Consider the following 17,790-nt stretch of genomic DNA (forward strand, 5'->3'; position numbering starts at 1 on the left):
GTCTTGCGTCCTAATTTCTTGCCACTGTAACGATTTCGACTTGCGCCGCTTGTAAGCCAAATGGAATAAATAAACTAAGCGATTGCTCTTCAATAATTTGCTGCCAAATAAAACCATGAGCCTCTAAACGGAAGTATTCATAGCCACTTTTGATAGCTAGTTTATTAGGTGGTCGCTGACAATGTGTTAACTGCACGCCCGCAAGAGCCGATGCAATCATAATTTCGAGCTTTTCTGTGGCGCCAACTTTGACCTGATCACTAAACGTATCAATCCACTTGGTATCTTCAGATTCAAAGTAAACGGCCAAGTAGAAGTCGTTATTATCAAAAATGGCTGAATCAATGGTGGCAACCTGATAAATGGCGTTCGATACTTTCTCAAGTTTAAGACCTGCCATTTTCTTAGGAACAACACCCTCAAGTAATTTACTCAATAAAATATCTAAGGTGCCGAAGACATGAGTCAATTGCTTATGCTGATAAGGCGGGATTTGACTTACTAAATCACTGTGCTCGAACATCGACACAGAGCTAATTAAATCAACAAGCTCGCAATATAATCGCTCTGGATGAACAAGTTGCAAACTTTTTAAATGGTCTAAGCGTTTTGCTGATGGTGCCATTGCATTTAACAGCAAAAAGCTATTCATTTCGTTAGGTCCAAAATCAGTAACTGAACCAAAGTTCTTTCTGCGACCAAGCAACACGTTCACTTTTGCATTTACCAAGTTCGCCGTTCTATTAAGCAACTCGGTTAAATAAAACGAGGCCTGTATCGTTAATAATGGCGGCACAAACTCTTTGCTGACTTTAAACGAGCCGTCTTCAGCGCGCATAATTTTGATACAAGCAAGCGTATCAAAATACGTTTTTACATCGTTATCTGTCAGCAAAATATAATTAGGTTGTGCAATTAACACTTCACGGTTTCTTGCTGCATCGTGGTGATCACTAAACTCAATGTAATCTGCTTGATAGGCACTGAGTTGGCCACTAGTTGCATAACCTTCAATGTCGCTGACAACTTTATTTGCAGCAATCGCTAAATACACAGTGACTTCATCTGTATCGGCAGCTAATTCAAGCTTTAGTTCTTCGTTATGTTGACGATCAAACTCAAGTAAACGCCCATTTTCAAGAATCGCTTTAAAGCTGATCACCTTTAAAATACCGCGAGCGAGTGCTGATTCATCAATAGTGAGGTGGTGCAAACCAAAGGCCAATGGCGAAATCAAGCCTTGTCTAACAATCTGATTTTGCTCATGGTAGTCATCAAATAACTGAAAATGCTGCTGTGCTAGCAACACGCCTTCAGCCCATACAGGTTTCATTGGCCCTTTAATGTTCATTACTCAGCCTCGTCTTCATCTGGTAATTGAACTTCGTTGTTTGTAATCAATACATCTAACGATGTAGATAATTTAACGGGCCCGTCACCGAGCGGGTAGAACGTTTTCCATTTATCACCTTGGCGATCTCTAAAAAGGGCGACAATGGCAACAAAACGCGCATTTTCTGCTTGTTCAAATTCTATTTTTGTTTTCTCAGCGGGGTTAATTGTTTTTTCTTCTACGGTGATCAACGTATTTGACAGAACTGACTTATCTGATTTCCACAAATCTTCAAACGTAGCTGTTTTAAAGCTCTGTATATCTGAAAGTTGATACACTCTGAGTACCACAGGCAAAGCTTCATCAAATTGGTTCAAATTAAGATTATCTGTCGCAGTGATATCTAGCTCTACATTTGTACTCATACATGCTGTTAAAGACATAAACAAAGTAATTAGCACTGCCTTTTTAATTGCAAAACGCATTCAAAACCCCATTGATTTATTAGATTAATTAATTTTTACAAAGAACTTCTTCGTAAACAGGACAAATTACTCGATTAAATCGCATTGATGCGCAATCGGACCATTTATGACTATTGAATATTTTAGGAAAAATGCCTGAGCGTTTATTTTCTTGATTATCAACAGCCAGAGACTTAATAACCACATCATCTACAGAAGATATTATTTTTGTATTTAGTACAATCAACTCATCAATATAAGTACTAATATCTTCTTTAATTAAAATGATTTTACCTTCATTTTTAGGTGGACTATTCAGGAAAAAGAAAAACTGATCGATCACCGACGCTGAAAACACTCGATGTGCTGGAATACCGGTCTGATCAAGTAAGGAAGAGATACTTTTAGTAAGAGACCAAGCCAAAAAATAAAAGTTATCGACTTGATTTATAAATAATTTTTTATCCATAAAATCATCCTTAATTAACCAAAAAAAGTACAAAGCCATGTCATACTTTTGGTACGTTAGTCCTTAAAACGGGGGCATAATACAAACATCCTTTCAAAAAAGTCAACTCAATACAGCTCAAAAATAAAACTAATTTTTAATTAATATAAAAACTAATAAAAACGTATTAATTAGCATTTAATGGCATTATGAACAAAATTATGACGCAATTATTACGATTACAATTATTCTATTGAATATTGATTAATAAGTGTGTATTTTCCCCTTTCTTGCTACAAGACTTAGTTAAAAAAGGACAAGGATGTGTCTAATTCTCGACTATTAATTGATGTAAATAACATAACCCTAAATGTCACTCAAGTAGATGGAATTGAGCAATTAAATCAAGGGTTTGAGTTTGTTCTCATTGGTGAATCCAGCCAGCAAATTCTTTTAGAGCATCTGCTTTTACAAAGCGCATTAATTACATTCGTTAATAAAGATAATTTTTTTCGCCACCTAGCAGGGATCATTTTTGAGTGCGACAATTTAGGTACATTCAAAGGAAAATATCGATATAAAATAATTATTAAAGATAGATTGAGCACATTAAAAAACATTACAAATAGTAAGGTTTTTATTGGCGTTAATTTAAAAGATGTTATTTTTTATTTAGCAGGCCAAGCTGGCTATTCACCAGGGCAAATTGATTTTCGTGTCGGCTCGTCACTGCCAGCGCTTCCACAGTGTGTGCAAGCAATGGAAACCAATTGGCATTTTCTGCAACGCTTACTAACCCAATTTGGCTTGTTTATTTGGTTTGAAACAAAAAATAACGTCGAACTGTTAGTGATCAGTGATAGTAACTTAAACAGCCCATATTTGCTGCGCGGTGTTGTATCAGTCAAAAACTCAGCCGGTATGAATAACGATGAAAATACCGCTTATGTTGGCTTTTTTAACAGCCAAGTACATCACTCTATTTACAATGATCGCACTGACTGCGTGGCCCATGGACAATATTTAAAGGTCGCAAGTAACAGTCAATCTTACTTTGAACCATGCGCAGCAACACCCAGTGCCGCCTCATTACAAGCGCAAGATTTCAGTAACGCGTTAGCCTCTCTTAATAAAACAACGCAGCTAGTGGGTAATGTATGTGATTTATTTGCGGGTAGCTCAGTTGCAATTGACGATCAAACCGGCATGGGCAGTAGTGCTGATTTACTGTGTGTTAGCGTGTATCACAGCAGTGAACAACCTAATGACGAAAATAGTCACCAAGGTTTAACACGCTATAGTTGTAAAGCCCAATTTATCGAACGTGGTACGCCTTTTAAACCCAAACCTTTGCCACATCAAGCCAAACCTATGGTATTTCCGGCTAAGGTAGAGTCTTTAACGACTTCTAGTTTCATTGATGATTTAGGTTGCTACCGTGTGCGAACTGATTTTGACACAACAGCAAGGCCAATTGCGCAATCAAGCCAAGCAATTCAGCAACTTGCTTTATACGCATGTCAAAACCAACCTCAGGCCACTGGCTGGCACTTCCCCCTTGTTGGTGGTTCTGAGGTACTTATTGGCTGTATAAATAACGACCCTAACAACACGTTTTTAATGGGTTTTGCGATGAATGAATCGCAGCCAAGTGTTGTCACCGCTGCAAATAATACGCAAAACAGGCTGGTCAGTGCGGCGCAAAACGAGCTGCAGTTTGATGATGACAAGCAAGCACCTAAAATCATTTTACAAACCTTAGCCAGTGAGCACTATCTTGAGCTCAATGCCAAAAAATCAGGCCGCCAATTTATAGAATGGATAAGCCAGCTCGGCACCATTAACTTACATGCAGGTAAAGACCTCTGCCTAACAACCGAGAACGGCAACATTCAGTTTGTGATTAAAAATAATCAGTTTATTGATGTTAAAAACAATGTTTCGCTCTGCACTCAAAACCGCGATATCAACATGCAAAGTGCAGGTAGCCAAGCATGGCAAGGAAAAAACACTCTTATTGAATCTCGTCAAGCACTGTCGATGGTCAGTGGTCGCGCAGTTAAAACCTTTGCGCAAAGCGATATTCAGCTTAAAACCAACTCAAGTGACTTAACTATTTCGGCCCCCAATGGCTCAACATTTTTGCAAACTAACCAGTCAATCGCGATTACAGGCTCAGGCCGTGGTGATTTAATTCTCCATAACGAAGGCGGCGAAATTAAACTCGATAGTCAAGGAAATGTTGAGATTATTGCCACCGATGTACTCACCCTCGATGGCACATTTATAAATTTTGATGGCCCCGTTGATTACGATATTGAAAGCCCAAGTACAGCGCGTGCACCTAGGACTATATCCTCAGCAAATGTGCCAGCCGTTACTAATTTCGATATTTCTGATTCAGGAGTTGCAACACGCCAAGATAAAGTCATTGAACTTGCTTACTTTTACAGTGATGGCCTTCCGGTTGAAGATATTGCTTTTCAAATTCAGCACTCAAACAACACTTTATACGAAGGAACATTGAGTAACGGCTTAGCGACCATAGATAATGTAGCCCCAGGTAACGTCATTATTGAATTTATTGGTGCGACTGAAGATGATGTGAACACCCTTAGAAAAGAGCTAAAGACCAATTTAACTGCGATGGTGAAAGAAATTCGCAGTCAAGCCAAAATCCAAGAAGATTTAATTGCTCAAGAAAATATAGCTATGCAGGGATTAATCTACACAGGCGCATTCATAACTGGTCTATATGAACAAGGTGCAAGTATTGTTACTGGTACAGCGGATTTAGTTGAATGGGTAGGTGAAAGTATCTTCGACATAGGGGCCGCATGTTGGCGGTTACTCGAACATTTAGTTCGAGGTGATATAGAAGCTTTACGACAAGAAATAGAGTTAATATTAGAAAATACGACCGAGGGGTTTGAAGCCGTTGCTGATGGCTTTAAAACACTGATTATGATTGCGCAAGATGAACAAGCGCGTACATTAATTGCAAATTTCCCTTACGATTATTTTGATGCCCATTCTAGCGTTGAGAAAACCAGAATGGCAGGTCAACTTGCTTTTGAAATCATTTTTGCATTATTAACCTTTGGAGCAGGTGTTGCTGTTTCTGCTATTTCAAAATCAAGGTATTTTGTAAAAGCAGCACAAGCAATTCAAAAATTAGCTGAAGCTATCAAATTAAAACGATTAAACTACTCTCGTAAAGGTAATACTGAGCAACACCAAGTCGACCGAATAGAGAAACTTGATGATGAACTCACCATCGGCAAAAAGCGTAGCCGTCCAGAGCCTAAGTCATTAAAAGAAGCACAGCTGAGACTCGAAGTCGCAAGACAAAACCTTCTAAAACATGGCTATGTGGCTAAATATAGTCAAAGTGAATTAGAGGAAATCGCACAGAAAGGCTTAAATAATGAGCGTTTCTACGTTAGGTTAATTTTCGCAGATGATAAAAATGCAGGATTGGGTAAACTAGGGTTCCCTAGACCTGATAGTGGTCGCGCTCCATATTGGGCTACGACTTTTGATCAGATGGAAGCTGCCGATACAGATCCCCATTTATTAGCTGCTCTGTTCGGCATAAATGACTACGCACATAATCAAAAGTTTTCTCTTGCAATCATAGATATGGAAAATATGCCTTCAGCTGTTGAAAGAGAGACCTTTATCCCTACTTATAAAAATATGATTGATTTTGGTAAGCGAGAGCTTAAAGAAGATTTCTTGGAGCGAGGGATCGATGAACCTTTAATCATGGAAAAAATTATGACAAAAGAGTTCAGTCTTCAATATAAAAAGACAATAGAACAGTACATAAGCCAAGGTGGAGATATCTTCAATGAAAAAGCTTTCAATAATTTTACAAAAATAGCCCTCCATTCCGAACATAAGAAAGTACAAGCTCGATTTAGAGTTATGAATCAATTTGGCGCAAATACTTTATATAGTGGAAATGGTTTGACCAAAGTAGATATTAACTCACCATGGGGTGAAAAAATAAACAGTAAATACGGAGTAGTCGAAACTTTTACTTTCGAAAGAGATCCTCTCACCATAAATGATCTCAATGATTCAGTCACTATTATCCCCTTAAAGCCAATTCATTAAGAGATTTATATGGAATTACTAAACCCTTTCAATTTATCAAAAAAATATGAACAAGTTTTCATATCTCAAAACATAGGATTTGAAAACGAAGAATTTTTTTATTAAAAGATTCTAATCAAATAATATTTCTTGTGATTGCACCTCCAAATTTTGGTCACCCTGATATCCCTAATTATTATGTTTATCAACTCGAAATCCCTTTAAAAGCCATTTCCTGGATTATTGATAGTATTGAGAATAAATTTTGGAAGAGCGCAAAAGAAGGCGGCTTACCTTCAGGGCAATATAAACTAAAAGAAGTTGTTGTAAACGAAACATTAGCTCTTTACCGAGAAATGAATGTAGGAGCAAAAAATCAAAAAGGATTTCGATTAGCTAATTTTTCTAGACCGAGCCGGAAATTTGATGATAACTTCCAGGAGTTTTTTATTACCGATGCTTTACTTATCGATGGCGGTTTACTTGATAAGCTTAAATTAATAAAAATTTGAGTCGGCAACATGGATGTTGGCAATAATTATGGTGTAGCGAAACACTAACTCTTGAAAATGACCCTCCCTCAATATCTGAGATGAAGAACGTTATTAGTATCCCACTATTACCAATAAAAGGTTAGCCAATGAGTAAATATATAGCACCTCCATTAGGACTGATAGAACATCATAATTTAAAGAGCAATGAAGAGCTGCTTTTAACTATTGATTATGAAATTTTTCCTGATGAAACAATGATTATCTTTAAAAAAGAAGCTTATTTAGTCATATCTACTGATTATTATTCAAAAATGGATAAAAAACGAATTTTTGTTCAAGAGGAATTCCCCCTCATAGCATTATCATGGATAGTTGATTCTATAGAAAATGGCTTTTTAAAGAAAAAGGAAGAAGGCGGCTTTTCAAACTACGAGCGTAGTACCACCGCTGAGTTTAATGGTGAAACAATTGGCATCAATGCAATGGTGCATTGCTGTGCTGAAAATGTACCAGGTTTGAATATATGGAATGGCAACCGTAAAGACTATATAGCTAATATGACCCCACAGCAATGGGATATTCCTCTATATATGCTAAAAGATGGCTTATTAAAAGAGTTAAAGCTTTTAGCCAATAAATACGAAAACGGCACTTTATAACAAAACAACAACGCTAAGGACAGCACATGACACCCAACTCACAAATCCCACAGCAACTAGGTCAATATCTCTATCAACAAATTAACGATGACTGGTCAAAAGCGATGTTAGTTTTAGATTGCCAGCACGATGAGGTCATTACATGCCAAGCTTTTTATGAAAAAGAGGCCGATGAAACACAACACCCTATTGCCGTTTCTGACCGCATTATTGATTTATTTAAAACACTGTTTGATTCTGCAATACAAAATCAACCAGAAAATTGGCAACGTGCGATTTTTAATCTCACTCGGCAGGGAAAATTTAGCATAGCTTTTGACAAAGAAAATAATGATGAGAACCAATAAACATTACTTTAAAATCCACAATAAAAATAATAAGTAAAAATCATTAATTAATAACATTAATGAAACTATAATTTGAACCTCATTAGGATACATACTAAAATAGCTCAAAATTTATTATTGATGATAAATATGAAAGTCACGGAAGACGAATAATAGCTACCCCCTCTATTGTTATTCCTTGATTCTTCATGAGTTTTCAAACTATAAGCGGTTTCGTTTATTGTGAACTATTAAATGGAGTATTTATGAAAAAGTTAAGCGCATTATTTGCCTTATTGGTTTTAGCAGGTTGTTCATCAAGCCATGATGTTGAGCCGCAACCTGAGCCTATTGCAGAAGTAACACCTGAAGTGGTTGTAGATGAATCGGTAATTTCATTAACGGTGGTCACAACACCTGATGATGCGCGTGTTCGTATTATGAATATTAAACCTGTTTATGAAGATGGTATCGAACTTGATGAAGGTAAGTACGACATTGAAGTAACAAAGCCAGGTTACTTAACTTACCGCAAATGGGTTGTTGTTGATAAGAAAACAATTCTAACGATTGAGCTTGATAGTATTGAATCAATTCAAGCTGCTCAATAAGTGGTTTTCACAAAAAAGGAAAGCTGTTGCTTTCCTTTTTTAATCTTCTTTTAAATTAACTGCAAATAATACAGTGACGACAGTGCACTGCCATTAACAATAATTGTTAACCAAAGTACGGCAATAAAACTGCGTTTTTTGGATTTGTGTCTTAACCATTGCTGCGCAATTAATGAACCTGGCCAGCCGCCGATTAATCCTAAAATATGCAGTGTACGCTCAGGTACTCTTATCACATGCTCGCCATGTTGCATCGCTAAACGTTTATCCCAGCCATATACCAAAAAGCTTATTAAGCTCGCTACGCTGTAAGTGCCTGCAATAAAGTAGGTAATATTAAGTTGCCACGATAGCAGCCATAGCAGCGCTAGAAACAACAATGAAAATGTAATTAATGTTTTCTTAATCAACGAATTATCACCTATACTCTGCAAAACAAATTAATTTTATCGAGACGCTATTATGGCATACCTAAAATCACTTTTACTATCAATCTGCTTATATTCGCTTTCTGTTATGGCTGCAGATCAACAACTTGATGACAAGCTAAAAGTGTTTGAGCCTTACTTAGGCACGTGGCAGTCAGACTTTAATGTCGCAGCAGGTAAGCCTGCGGTGCAAGATGTGAGTAGCTGGCAACGCGCGCTCAATGGCACGGCGATTAAAACCATTCACTCTATCAATGAAGGTGAATATGGTGGTGAGTCGATGATTTTTTGGGACAATAAAAAGCAGTCTTTGGTGTTTTATTACTTCACTACGGCAGGTTTTTATACCCAAGGCACAATGAATGTACTTAGCCCTACTCAATTTGTTGCTTATGAAAATGTAACGGGTAATAAAGAAGGGATCACTAAGGTGAAATCGACAAGCGAGTTTAAAGACAACAGCTTTGTGGTGTCGACCTCTTACCTTAAAAAAGGTCAATGGACAAAACCCGATACCCGAACTTACACCCGCGACGAAAAAACAGTTAAGTTTAAATAAAAGCTTTAAAAAAGGGTAAGGCGTTTATCACCTTACCCTTATATATTAATGTCTAAAGTCTGCCATTAATGCTGGGATCCCTGGCAACATACCCACCATTGCCATCACGCTTGTTAAAATAACAAACATTACTAATGGAATGATCCAGCGGCTCATTGGGGTTAGTTCAGAGCTTCGTTCTTTACAACCAATTAAGCCCAGATTGTCGAGCAACATAGTTAATGACCAGCCAAATGCAGGATTCACTAAAGTCGATGAAAACACCACAATAGCAGCCGATTGCGTAGTTTTACCTTCGCGAGTCATTTCCATACCGGCTTCTAGAAGCGGGATAAACACACCAACTATTAGCGCGACGCATAACACGGGTTGCCAAATAGCTAAATCCATTGGGTAGCCCCAAATACTGGCAATAATACAAAATAATGCCGTTAACACCGCTCCGGCAGGAATTGGGCGTTTAGCGATGGCTGCTGGCACGATGTAGGTTCCCCATGACGAGGTAAAGTTAGAGCCGCCTAACAAGGAGCCAAACGTTTGGCGGATTGAAGCACTGAACATGGTATCGTCAATGTTCATTTGTACTTTTTCAGTGCGTTCTGGGTAACTAATTTTTTGAAATACTTGATGACCTAAAAAGTCAGGTGACCACATGGCAACCGCAAGCACCGCAAATGGCAATACCACCACAAAGCTCTCTAGGGTTGGTAAACCCAGCATCCAACCGGTATTTTCACCCCACCAATACATTGGGTTCATATTTGGTAAACCCGGCGCTGTTTTAAACTCAAACGGTGCACCCAGTAAAAATGCGATTAAACCACCAAGTAAGCAACTTAAAGGCACAGCTAACCAACGTTTTTTGAAGTGCTCAAGTAAGGCATATAACACGATAGTCGACAAGATCACAATGAAAGCGATATGGGTCATATCAATGCCTTCAGCCCATACAAATAGCTTTTGAACCTGCGAAATCGTGCCAATAAAACCAAGGTAAAGCAGTAAACCGCCACACACGCCTCGGCTGGTTAACCCCGCCAATAAACTCCCGCCTTTACTAAGCGCCAGTAATAGGCCAAACGCCCCTATCAGTAAACCGAAGGCCATTGGGTGACCACCCGCAGCAACCACAATAGGGATCAAAGGAATAAGCGGCCCATGCGTACCCGCTAAGTTTGCTGTTGGTAAAAAGAAGCCTGAAAATAATAAAATGAAGATCGATACAATTAACAGCTCATAGCGCACATTTTCTAGAATAAAGCCTTCACCTAAGCCCAGTGGCGCTGCAAACGTTGCAGCAATTGCACCCACCATAACCACCTTGCCTATGGTCCCTGCCATGGCAGGGATAGAGTCTTCTAATTCAAACCGATAATCACGAAATGGTAAGTTAGGACGCCAGCGCTTAGGCTGCATAATTTGTAATTCGTGTTCAAGGTATTCGTCACGACTCGAAAATTCACTGCTGGGTTTATGAAGAGCTTGATAGCTTTGCTGGTCGGTATGAGTATCCGATCCTTGTTCAGCAGGCGTTTTTGACGCTGATTGCTGCCTCGTATTCATGAGTTCTCCTACTGCCTATCTTGAAAAATTGTGTGAGTTTTTATTTTCCAGTTAGGGTAAAGCAGCCAGATACAAAACACGATTAGGCAAAAGGTCGGGTATGAATTTATAAAATAGGTGTTTTTAATAAGTTGAGAGTATCAGAAAACAAACTTAATACATTGATATTTATAACTTTACTTATATTAAACGCTTTTAAAGAGTAAGCTAAAGATTGTTTTTTAAGCACATTAACTATTAGTCTAATAAATTGTATGAATAGCAAACAGTGTTATAAAAACTACTTTTAAATTAACTGAATTTGCCTAATTCCTAACTACTAATATACTAATTTATTAGTAGTTTGATTAATGCTAACTCGCAAGTCGGTGGCTTTCTTACATAAGCACATAAAGGGATGTATGAACACACAGCTCAAGCCTTGGCAATTTAATATCATTGTTTGCTCTGTTTATCTGCTGTTTGGCTTGTTTACTATGCAAGTGTTAAAAACACTAGCGGTATGGCCACCAGCAGGAGTCGCATTGGCAGGCTTGATGTTATTTGGTCGTAAAGCCTGGTTGGGCGTTGCATCAGGCACCTGTTTAGTTGTGTTTTGTTATTTTTATCTCAGCGGCTTGAATCCATTCACGTTTAAACACATAGCAATAAATGCCGCGACAACCACAGGTAATACTCTCGCTGCTTTAACAGCATTTTGGCTAATTAACCGAAAACTTAAACAACACACGCTGCTGACGAGCGTCACCAGTTTAGCCAGAGTGTTTATTGTTGCTTGCATAGCGATTGGTGTGATTTCTGCACTTTTCGGAGTGGGCATATACTCACTAGTTGGTATCGAGTGGTTTAATGGCTTGTATGTAGGCATATTAAATTGGAGTATTAGCAATGCCTTAGCGGCAATTGTGTTTACCCCTGCCCTTTACTTTTTATGGCGAAATTGGCCGCATACGGTCACCCCTAGTGAATTTTCTAAACTTCTGTTGCTTACTTTTACCGTGGTTTTGTTGTGTTATTTTATTTTTGGCCCCGCATACACAACCATGACATTGCCATTTTTACAGCCTGCATTACTGCTGTTTCCACTGCTTTATGCCGCTACGCGGTTATCACCAACTGCCACCAGCTGCATGAATATGTTAGTATTTTTTGCAGCTTGGGTCGGAAGTAATCAAGGCTGGGGGTATTTTTATTATCATCACCCTAAAACAGCAGAAGTGACCATGCAGTTTTTCTTTTTATTTACTCTTTCAGCGGTATTACTTATTCAAGCCGTGTTTATTCAGCGCAAGAAAGAACAACAAAAACTAACCACCATGCTCGAACAAAAAGTAGAAGAGCGAACCTATGAGCTAGAACGTGCTAAGCATGAGGCATTAGCCTTATCTGTAACAGATCATTTAACACAACTTTATAATCGCCGCGGCTTCTTCGAAAAGGTTAATCAGCAGTTTGCAAAATATCATGACGCGCAATATACCTGCTCTCTGTTACTTCTAGATTTAGACCAATTTAAAGCTATAAACGACAAATTTGGCCACGCTACTGGCGATGAAGTAATACGAACCACAGCGCATAAACTCATCCAACATAGCAGAGCATCAGATATTGCAGGGCGCATTGGTGGAGAAGAATTTGTCTTATTTTTACCTATGGCAAATAACCACACGGCATTTGTTATTGCAGAAAAGATCAGAGCCGATATCGAACAGCAAGACATTATCGCCGACAACAAACACGTTAAATTCACCGTGAGTATTGGTGTTAGCACCTTACAACCAAACGATCAGCATATAGAATCGATGTTAAAACGCGCCGATAAAGCATTGTACCAAGCCAAAAACCAAGGCCGTAATCAAGCGCAGTGTAGTTAGAATGAGTTACGAGTTGCTAGTTACAAGAGTAAAGTTACGAGGCACGAGTCTGTAGCAGCGATTTTACATCGCGTTTTTCTCGAACCTCGCACCTAGCGCCTAGCTCCTAGCAACTTAAAGTTATTTCGTCTTCAACTTATTCAACTCATCATCTTGTTGTGCAACAAGTGCATTGAGGGTTTGGCTACCGTCTCCGGCTTGGGTAGATAGCTCAGCTAGTTGCGATGCGGCATCTGAAATTAACGTCAGGTTGCGGTTTATCTCTTCTGTAACTGAGCTTTGCTCTTCTGCGGCCGTTGCAATGTGAGTAATTTGCTGTGTAATTTCATCCACTTTGACGACAACTTCGTGTAATGCATCAAATGCAACGGAGGTTTCATCTACCGCGGTTTGTGCACGCACAACACCTTGTTCAATAACCTTAGACGCATTACCTACTTCTAGCTGTAAGCTGTCGATTAGGCCGCTGATGTCATCGGTTGATGAACGTGTTTTTGAAGCGAGAGCCCTTACTTCATCTGCTACTACCGCAAAGCCACGGCCTTGTTCACCGGCCCTTGCCGCTTCAATTGCTGCATTCAGTGCAAGTAAGTTTGTTTGCTCTGCAATTGTTCTGATCACATCTAAAATTTGTGTAATGTCGTTACTACGTGCCGCAACTTTTTCAACCGCTTGATTGGCCTCTTTGATTTCGTCCGACATGGTTTTAACTTGGGTAACCGCAGACGACAAGCTCGATTCACTGCTCACAACAAGGCTGTTTATTTCATCGGCTTGTTGTGCTGACTGCTCTGAGGCTCTTGCTACTTCGAGTGCTGTCGCGCTCATTTCATTCATGGCGGTTACTACGCTCTCAATTTCTTGGAACTGAGCTTGAACGTTGTGTTTTGTATCAACAGCAACACTAGTCGCTAAGTGAGCCTGCTCTTTGGTTTGCGTTGATACATTTTTAAGCTCACCAATTAAATCGCGCAATTTAGCAAGAAATGCATTAAAGCCTGTTGCCAATGCGATTAGCTCAGCGTGAGTATCAACATGCAGGGTTTGAGTTAAATCACCTTCAGCACTGGCAAGGTTATCAACGCGCTGTTGAATTTGCTGTAATGGAGCCACAATTGTGCGGATCACTAAGGTCATGATCACAAAGGCGGCACCAGCAATAATAATACCCGTTACCAAGATTAAACCGCCTAGTGTATTGGCATTTTCACTCATGCTATTAGCCAGTGCATGCGGCCCTTCAAGGGCAAGCTCTGCGGGTACTTCAATCAATAAGTTCCACTGTGTTTTCGCAAGCTTAATGGTAATTGGGTAGTTAACTAAATACTCATCACCGACTTTAAATACACCACTTTGTTTTTTCGCTTTTACGTAATTGTCTAAAGTGCTTTTGGCCACCGCCTCTTTTAACGGTCTGCCTAACTTATCTTTGTAATGGCTACTACCAACCACTAAATCGAGTGAACTTAATAAGGTGACGCGTGCTTTACCGTTATACAACTCTTTTGAGAGTTTTTCGGTCATGCTTTGAAACACTGGCAGGGTTAAATCAACCCCAGCAACACCAATAAATTCGTTATCACGAAGAATGGGCACAGTTAAAGAGGTCATCATTTCTGAATACCCTGGGGTGATTTCGTATAAGTAGGGCTCCATTATACAAGGCACTTTGGTATCTTTCACACACAAGTACCACTCAGCTTCCCGCTGGCCAAATTCATTGAGCGTATCGACATATTTCTCAGCCGCATCGTCAACCACCTGTTGTTCAATGGCGCCATCTCGATTGCGCGTGAAATAAATTTCGAGTGTGCCAACACCTGCTACAGAGTGGTCATAACCACTGATGAAATTTGCATCGCGGCCATCAAACGCATTTGCTTCAAATTGCGAATAAATAGATGAAAGAATAGTATTTTTTTGTAACAGAGAGCGATTCAACTCAACCACAGCATCACGTGTTAGGGTCGTTGCAGCATCATGATCGCCTAAGATAGCGGCAAATGAGTAAGGTACTCGGTACGCTTCGTTAATAAACCCAGCTACTTGTTCACCATATGCGGCGGCATTTGAGGCGAGTTTGTCTTCAACTTCAGCAACAATCAACTTTTCTGATTGCGCAGCTAATTGCTGGTTACTGTTTGACAGTTGCCACCATAAAACACTCGATAAAACAAACACAGTAATAAATATACTGCCTACCGTAAGCCATAATAACTTTTTCGCTAATGCTAACTGCCGCATCGACATTTCCTGTTTTTATTGTAGGTTTGCTAATAGTTTAGACCATTTGCATGACTTCACAGGGACAATTAGAAAAAAAGTATGAAGTTTTAGTGTGATTGAAGCTTTTTGTAAAGTTAGCGCAAATTTTGCTGCCATTCGGTGGGTGACACACCAAACCATAGCTTAAAGCGACGACTAAAAATCGACAGCTCCGCATAGCCTAAACGCAGTGCTAAGTCGGTCATATTGATATGCTTTTGTTGTAATAGTCGCATTGCCTCTGACTTTCGTACTTCGTCCAACAATTGCCGATAACTGGTGTTATGCTCAGTTAATATGCGCTGCAGCTTTTTGGGGTGTAACCCTACACTTTTGGCGGTATTTTCTTTATTGCACTCACCGGTTGCTAGCAACATTTTCATCGCACTTTCTATTTGCAGCATTTCATCGGGGAGTTTATTAAGGCGTTGCAGCTCAAGTTGATCGGCTATTAGGGTGTCTAAAATGGCATCATTGAGCTGGGGTTTATAGGATAAAAATGCGCTTGAAAAGTAAATCGCATCAACATCACTGTTAAACTCAACCTCGCAATTAAGCACTTTATTAAATAATGGCCGCTGTTTCACCGCGACAGATTGCCGTAAACACACTTTATCAGCGCGCCATTTCGGGCCAACTAATTCTTTTAATATTTTATTGACCAAACACACTGCCAACTGAGACTTTTGCTCAAACTCGTGTTTTTCGTCAGACAGTCGGACAAAACGGACCTCACAACTCGTTTGCCCAAACAAGGCAAGGTTTAGCACAATGCCTTCGGCATGCAGGTATATGTATTTTTGAGCAACATTAAGGGCATCAAGAATCGTAGGTTGGCGCGACATGTAAGCACCAATCAAACCTACCGTACTCATACTTTGTGATGCACCAAGCTTTAAGCCAAAGCACGGCTCATCACACGCTTGGGCTGCAAGTTCAAGTAATTCAAGGTAGTGAGCGTAAACAACAAAGCTGTCTGGATCGCGTAATTGTGCAGGTAAAATACCCGCTTTCTCCAACAAAGTAATTGGGTTTACACCATATTGCCTCACTAAATTCTCAAACCCAGCTAAACTAGAAGAGCGAATTAAACTTTCCACGCAGTGTGCCTTTTGTCCTAAAGAGTCATTTCAGTGTCCTAAAAAGTCAAATCAACTTCAAGTGATTTATTTATGCTAGTACAAACTCTGACAAACAGAACATACAGATGAACATTGCAGCAAAACCGATAAACATCGACAACATTTTAATGGCCGACTTAGTCGCGCAGCTGCAGCCACGCTAAAGCTGAGGGTATTGAAAGCTACCAGCAAAGACGTGAGCACTTACTTGCGTTAAAAGCCATGATCACTGAAAACCAAGCACGTATTATCAGTGCTATTAATCAAGACTATGGTAATCGCTCTCGCCATGAAACTTTACTTGCCGAAATCATTAATGCCTGCGCAGATATCAATAGCACTTTAAAACACCTAAAAAAGTGGATGAAAGTGCAAAAGCGACATGTTGATCACCGTATGTATTTAGGGGCAAAGAACCGAGTTATTCCCCAGCCGCTTGGTGTTGTAGGGTTAATTGTGCCGTGGAATTTCCCGATAAATTTAGCCTTTAGTCAATTAGCTGCTGCATTTGCAGCAGGTAATAAGGCGATGGTTAAAATGTCTGAAAACTCACGGCATTTAAGTGTGCTTTTAGGTGAGCTAGTGAGCCACTATTTCAAGCCCGAAAAGCTGCAATTTTACTGTGAGACAGGCGAAGTAGGCATCGCCTTTTCAAAGCTCCCCTTTGATCATCTAATGTTCACAGGATCAGGTGAAACCGGTAAAAAAGTGATGGCTGCAGCAGCGCAAAACCTAACGCCTGTAACCCTTGAGTTAGGTGGTAAATCTCCTGCTGTGATTGCGACTGATTACCCGATGCAAAAAGCTGTTGAGCGCATCATGTATGTAAAGCAAATGAACGCGGGGCAAATTTGTACCAATGTTGATTATGTATTTGTGCATCAGTCTCAACTTGCGCTATTTATCGATACAGCAACTCGCTGGGCGAAGAAACATGTGCCAGATATCCATAGCCAAGATTACACCGCTATTATTGATGACCGCGCATTTAAACGCCTTACAACCTGTATTGAAGAAGCTAAACAACTCGGCGCTGACGTTATTACGCTTAGCGACCAAGTGGCAGATGCCAACACACGAAAACTGCCACTGACATTAATTTTAAACAGCAATGACAGTATGGGCATTGATACCCGCGAGACATTTGGACCTATTTTAATGGTAAAAACCTATCAAGACTCGCAGCAGGTCGTTGATTATATTGCAGAGCGAGATAGACCTTTAGCGTTTTACCCTTTTAGCTACGACAAAAAGCTTATTAACTTTTATATTGAGCAGGTGATGTCGGGTGGTGTAAGCGTTAACGATGCCCTGTTTCATGTCGGTCAGCACGACTTACCTTTTGGTGGCGTAGGTGCCAGTGGTATGGGACATTACCATGGTTATGAAGGCTTTTTAACCTTTTCAAAATTACGTCCGGTGTTTTATCAAGCCAAGTTTTCGAGCGTGAAATTTTTAATGCCGCCTTACGGTAGATTTGCCGATAAGCTTTTAGCCTTTTTAAGTAAATTAAATTCATAATAATAAACACCAACAGGTGATAA

15 protein-coding genes are annotated in these 17,790 nt (G+C 39.6%); 8 read left to right on the plus strand and 7 right to left on the minus strand.

Annotation, left to right across the window (positions count from 1 at the left end):
- Positions 1-10: 10 nt before the first annotated feature.
- Genes tssK through P4S60_RS20265 form a run of 3 tightly spaced genes read right to left on the minus strand, consistent with a single transcriptional unit; the run spans position 11 to position 2,266 of the window.
- Positions 11-1,351, minus strand: coding sequence for a type VI secretion system baseplate subunit TssK (gene tssK / locus P4S60_RS20255; RefSeq protein ID WP_337117284.1), 1,341 nt, complete (start codon positions 1,349-1,351; stop codon positions 11-13).
- Complete coding sequence (tssJ, locus tag P4S60_RS20260; protein WP_082389302.1) at positions 1,351-1,818, minus strand: type VI secretion system lipoprotein TssJ; 468 nt, start codon at positions 1,816-1,818, stop codon at positions 1,351-1,353. Before tssJ ends, tssK begins: the two co-directional genes overlap by 1 nt.
- Positions 1,819-1,846: 28 nt before the next feature.
- Complete coding sequence (locus P4S60_RS20265) at positions 1,847-2,266, minus strand: hypothetical protein (RefSeq protein ID WP_337117286.1); 420 nt, start codon at positions 2,264-2,266, stop codon at positions 1,847-1,849.
- A gap of 303 nt (positions 2,267-2,569) precedes the next feature.
- On the opposite strand from P4S60_RS20265, the gene P4S60_RS20270 reads away from it, so the two are divergent.
- The 5 genes from P4S60_RS20270 (at position 2,570) to P4S60_RS20290 (ending at position 8,436) form a co-directional block, all read left to right on the plus strand.
- Complete coding sequence (locus P4S60_RS20270; RefSeq protein ID WP_337117288.1) at positions 2,570-6,367, plus strand: contractile injection system protein, VgrG/Pvc8 family; 3,798 nt, start codon at positions 2,570-2,572, stop codon at positions 6,365-6,367.
- 131 nt (positions 6,368-6,498) lie between these two features.
- A complete protein-coding gene (locus P4S60_RS20275) occupies positions 6,499-6,858 on the plus strand; it encodes a hypothetical protein (protein WP_337117289.1) in 360 nt (119 codons plus the stop codon).
- Between the two features lie 128 nt (positions 6,859-6,986).
- Positions 6,987-7,499: a hypothetical protein gene (locus P4S60_RS20280; protein WP_337117290.1), complete on the plus strand. Its 513-nt coding sequence runs from the start codon at positions 6,987-6,989 to the stop codon at positions 7,497-7,499.
- A gap of 26 nt (positions 7,500-7,525) precedes the next feature.
- A complete protein-coding gene (locus tag P4S60_RS20285; protein WP_337117291.1) occupies positions 7,526-7,846 on the plus strand; it encodes an immunity protein YezG family protein in 321 nt (106 codons plus the stop codon).
- A 245-nt stretch (positions 7,847-8,091) separates the two neighbouring features.
- On the plus strand, positions 8,092-8,436 hold the full coding sequence (locus P4S60_RS20290) for a PEGA domain-containing protein (protein ID WP_055197357.1): 345 nt from the start codon (positions 8,092-8,094) through the stop codon (positions 8,434-8,436).
- 50 nt (positions 8,437-8,486) lie between these two features.
- On the opposite strand, the gene P4S60_RS20295 is transcribed toward P4S60_RS20290, so the two are convergent.
- Positions 8,487-8,846: a DUF1294 domain-containing protein gene (locus tag P4S60_RS20295; protein ID WP_337117293.1), complete on the minus strand. Its 360-nt coding sequence runs from the start codon at positions 8,844-8,846 to the stop codon at positions 8,487-8,489.
- Between the two features lie 52 nt (positions 8,847-8,898).
- Between P4S60_RS20295 and P4S60_RS20300 the strand changes: the two genes are divergently transcribed.
- Positions 8,899-9,423, plus strand: coding sequence for a hypothetical protein (locus tag P4S60_RS20300; protein WP_337117294.1), 525 nt, complete (start codon positions 8,899-8,901; stop codon positions 9,421-9,423).
- Positions 9,424-9,468: 45 nt separating this feature from the next.
- Here P4S60_RS20300 and P4S60_RS20305 read toward each other — a convergent pair whose 3' ends face one another.
- Complete coding sequence (locus P4S60_RS20305; protein ID WP_337117296.1) at positions 9,469-10,986, minus strand: DUF3360 family protein; 1,518 nt, start codon at positions 10,984-10,986, stop codon at positions 9,469-9,471.
- Between the two features lie 401 nt (positions 10,987-11,387).
- Between P4S60_RS20305 and P4S60_RS20310 the strand changes: the two genes are divergently transcribed.
- On the plus strand, positions 11,388-12,860 hold the full coding sequence (locus P4S60_RS20310) for a sensor domain-containing diguanylate cyclase (RefSeq protein ID WP_337117298.1): 1,473 nt from the start codon (positions 11,388-11,390) through the stop codon (positions 12,858-12,860).
- A 120-nt stretch (positions 12,861-12,980) separates the two neighbouring features.
- Here the strand turns inward: P4S60_RS20310 and P4S60_RS20315 are convergent, their stop codons facing one another.
- Together P4S60_RS20315 and P4S60_RS20320 are read right to left on the minus strand one after the other, a co-directional pair.
- Complete coding sequence (locus P4S60_RS20315) at positions 12,981-15,104, minus strand: methyl-accepting chemotaxis protein (protein WP_337117300.1); 2,124 nt, start codon at positions 15,102-15,104, stop codon at positions 12,981-12,983.
- Between the two features lie 116 nt (positions 15,105-15,220).
- The gene (locus P4S60_RS20320) at positions 15,221-16,225 is read right to left on the minus strand and encodes an AraC family transcriptional regulator (RefSeq protein WP_337117302.1); all 1,005 of its coding nucleotides are present in this window, start codon (positions 16,223-16,225) and stop codon (positions 15,221-15,223) included.
- A 195-nt stretch (positions 16,226-16,420) separates the two neighbouring features.
- On the opposite strand from P4S60_RS20320, the gene P4S60_RS20325 reads away from it, so the two are divergent.
- A complete protein-coding gene (locus tag P4S60_RS20325; protein WP_337117534.1) occupies positions 16,421-17,767 on the plus strand; it encodes a coniferyl aldehyde dehydrogenase in 1,347 nt (448 codons plus the stop codon).
- The last annotated feature ends 23 nt before the right edge of the window (positions 17,768-17,790 follow it).

The organism is Pseudoalteromonas sp. Hal040, assembly GCF_037162425.1.
GTDB lineage: Bacteria > Pseudomonadota > Gammaproteobacteria > Enterobacterales > Alteromonadaceae > Pseudoalteromonas > Pseudoalteromonas gelatinilytica.

Excerpts from the sequence above, each read along its gene's own strand:
- P4S60_RS20280 (WP_337117290.1), top strand. The coding sequence starts at position 6,987 with ATGAGTAAATATATAGCACCTCCATTAGGACTGATAGAACATCATAAT.
- P4S60_RS20285 (WP_337117291.1), top strand. The coding sequence starts at position 7,526 with ATGACACCCAACTCACAAATCCCACAGCAACTAGGTCAATATCTCTAT.
- P4S60_RS20310 (WP_337117298.1), top strand. The coding sequence starts at position 11,388 with ATGAACACACAGCTCAAGCCTTGGCAATTTAATATCATTGTTTGCTCT.
- P4S60_RS20305 (WP_337117296.1), bottom strand. The coding sequence starts at position 10,986 with ATGAATACGAGGCAGCAATCAGCGTCAAAAACGCCTGCTGAACAAGGA.
- P4S60_RS20300 (WP_337117294.1), top strand. The coding sequence starts at position 8,899 with ATGGCATACCTAAAATCACTTTTACTATCAATCTGCTTATATTCGCTT.
- P4S60_RS20315 (WP_337117300.1), bottom strand. The coding sequence starts at position 15,104 with ATGCGGCAGTTAGCATTAGCGAAAAAGTTATTATGGCTTACGGTAGGC.
- tssK (WP_337117284.1), bottom strand. The coding sequence starts at position 1,351 with ATGAACATTAAAGGGCCAATGAAACCTGTATGGGCTGAAGGCGTGTTG.
- P4S60_RS20290 (WP_055197357.1), top strand. The coding sequence starts at position 8,092 with ATGAAAAAGTTAAGCGCATTATTTGCCTTATTGGTTTTAGCAGGTTGT.
- P4S60_RS20265 (WP_337117286.1), bottom strand. The coding sequence starts at position 2,266 with ATGGATAAAAAATTATTTATAAATCAAGTCGATAACTTTTATTTTTTG.
- tssJ (WP_082389302.1), bottom strand. The coding sequence starts at position 1,818 with ATGCGTTTTGCAATTAAAAAGGCAGTGCTAATTACTTTGTTTATGTCT.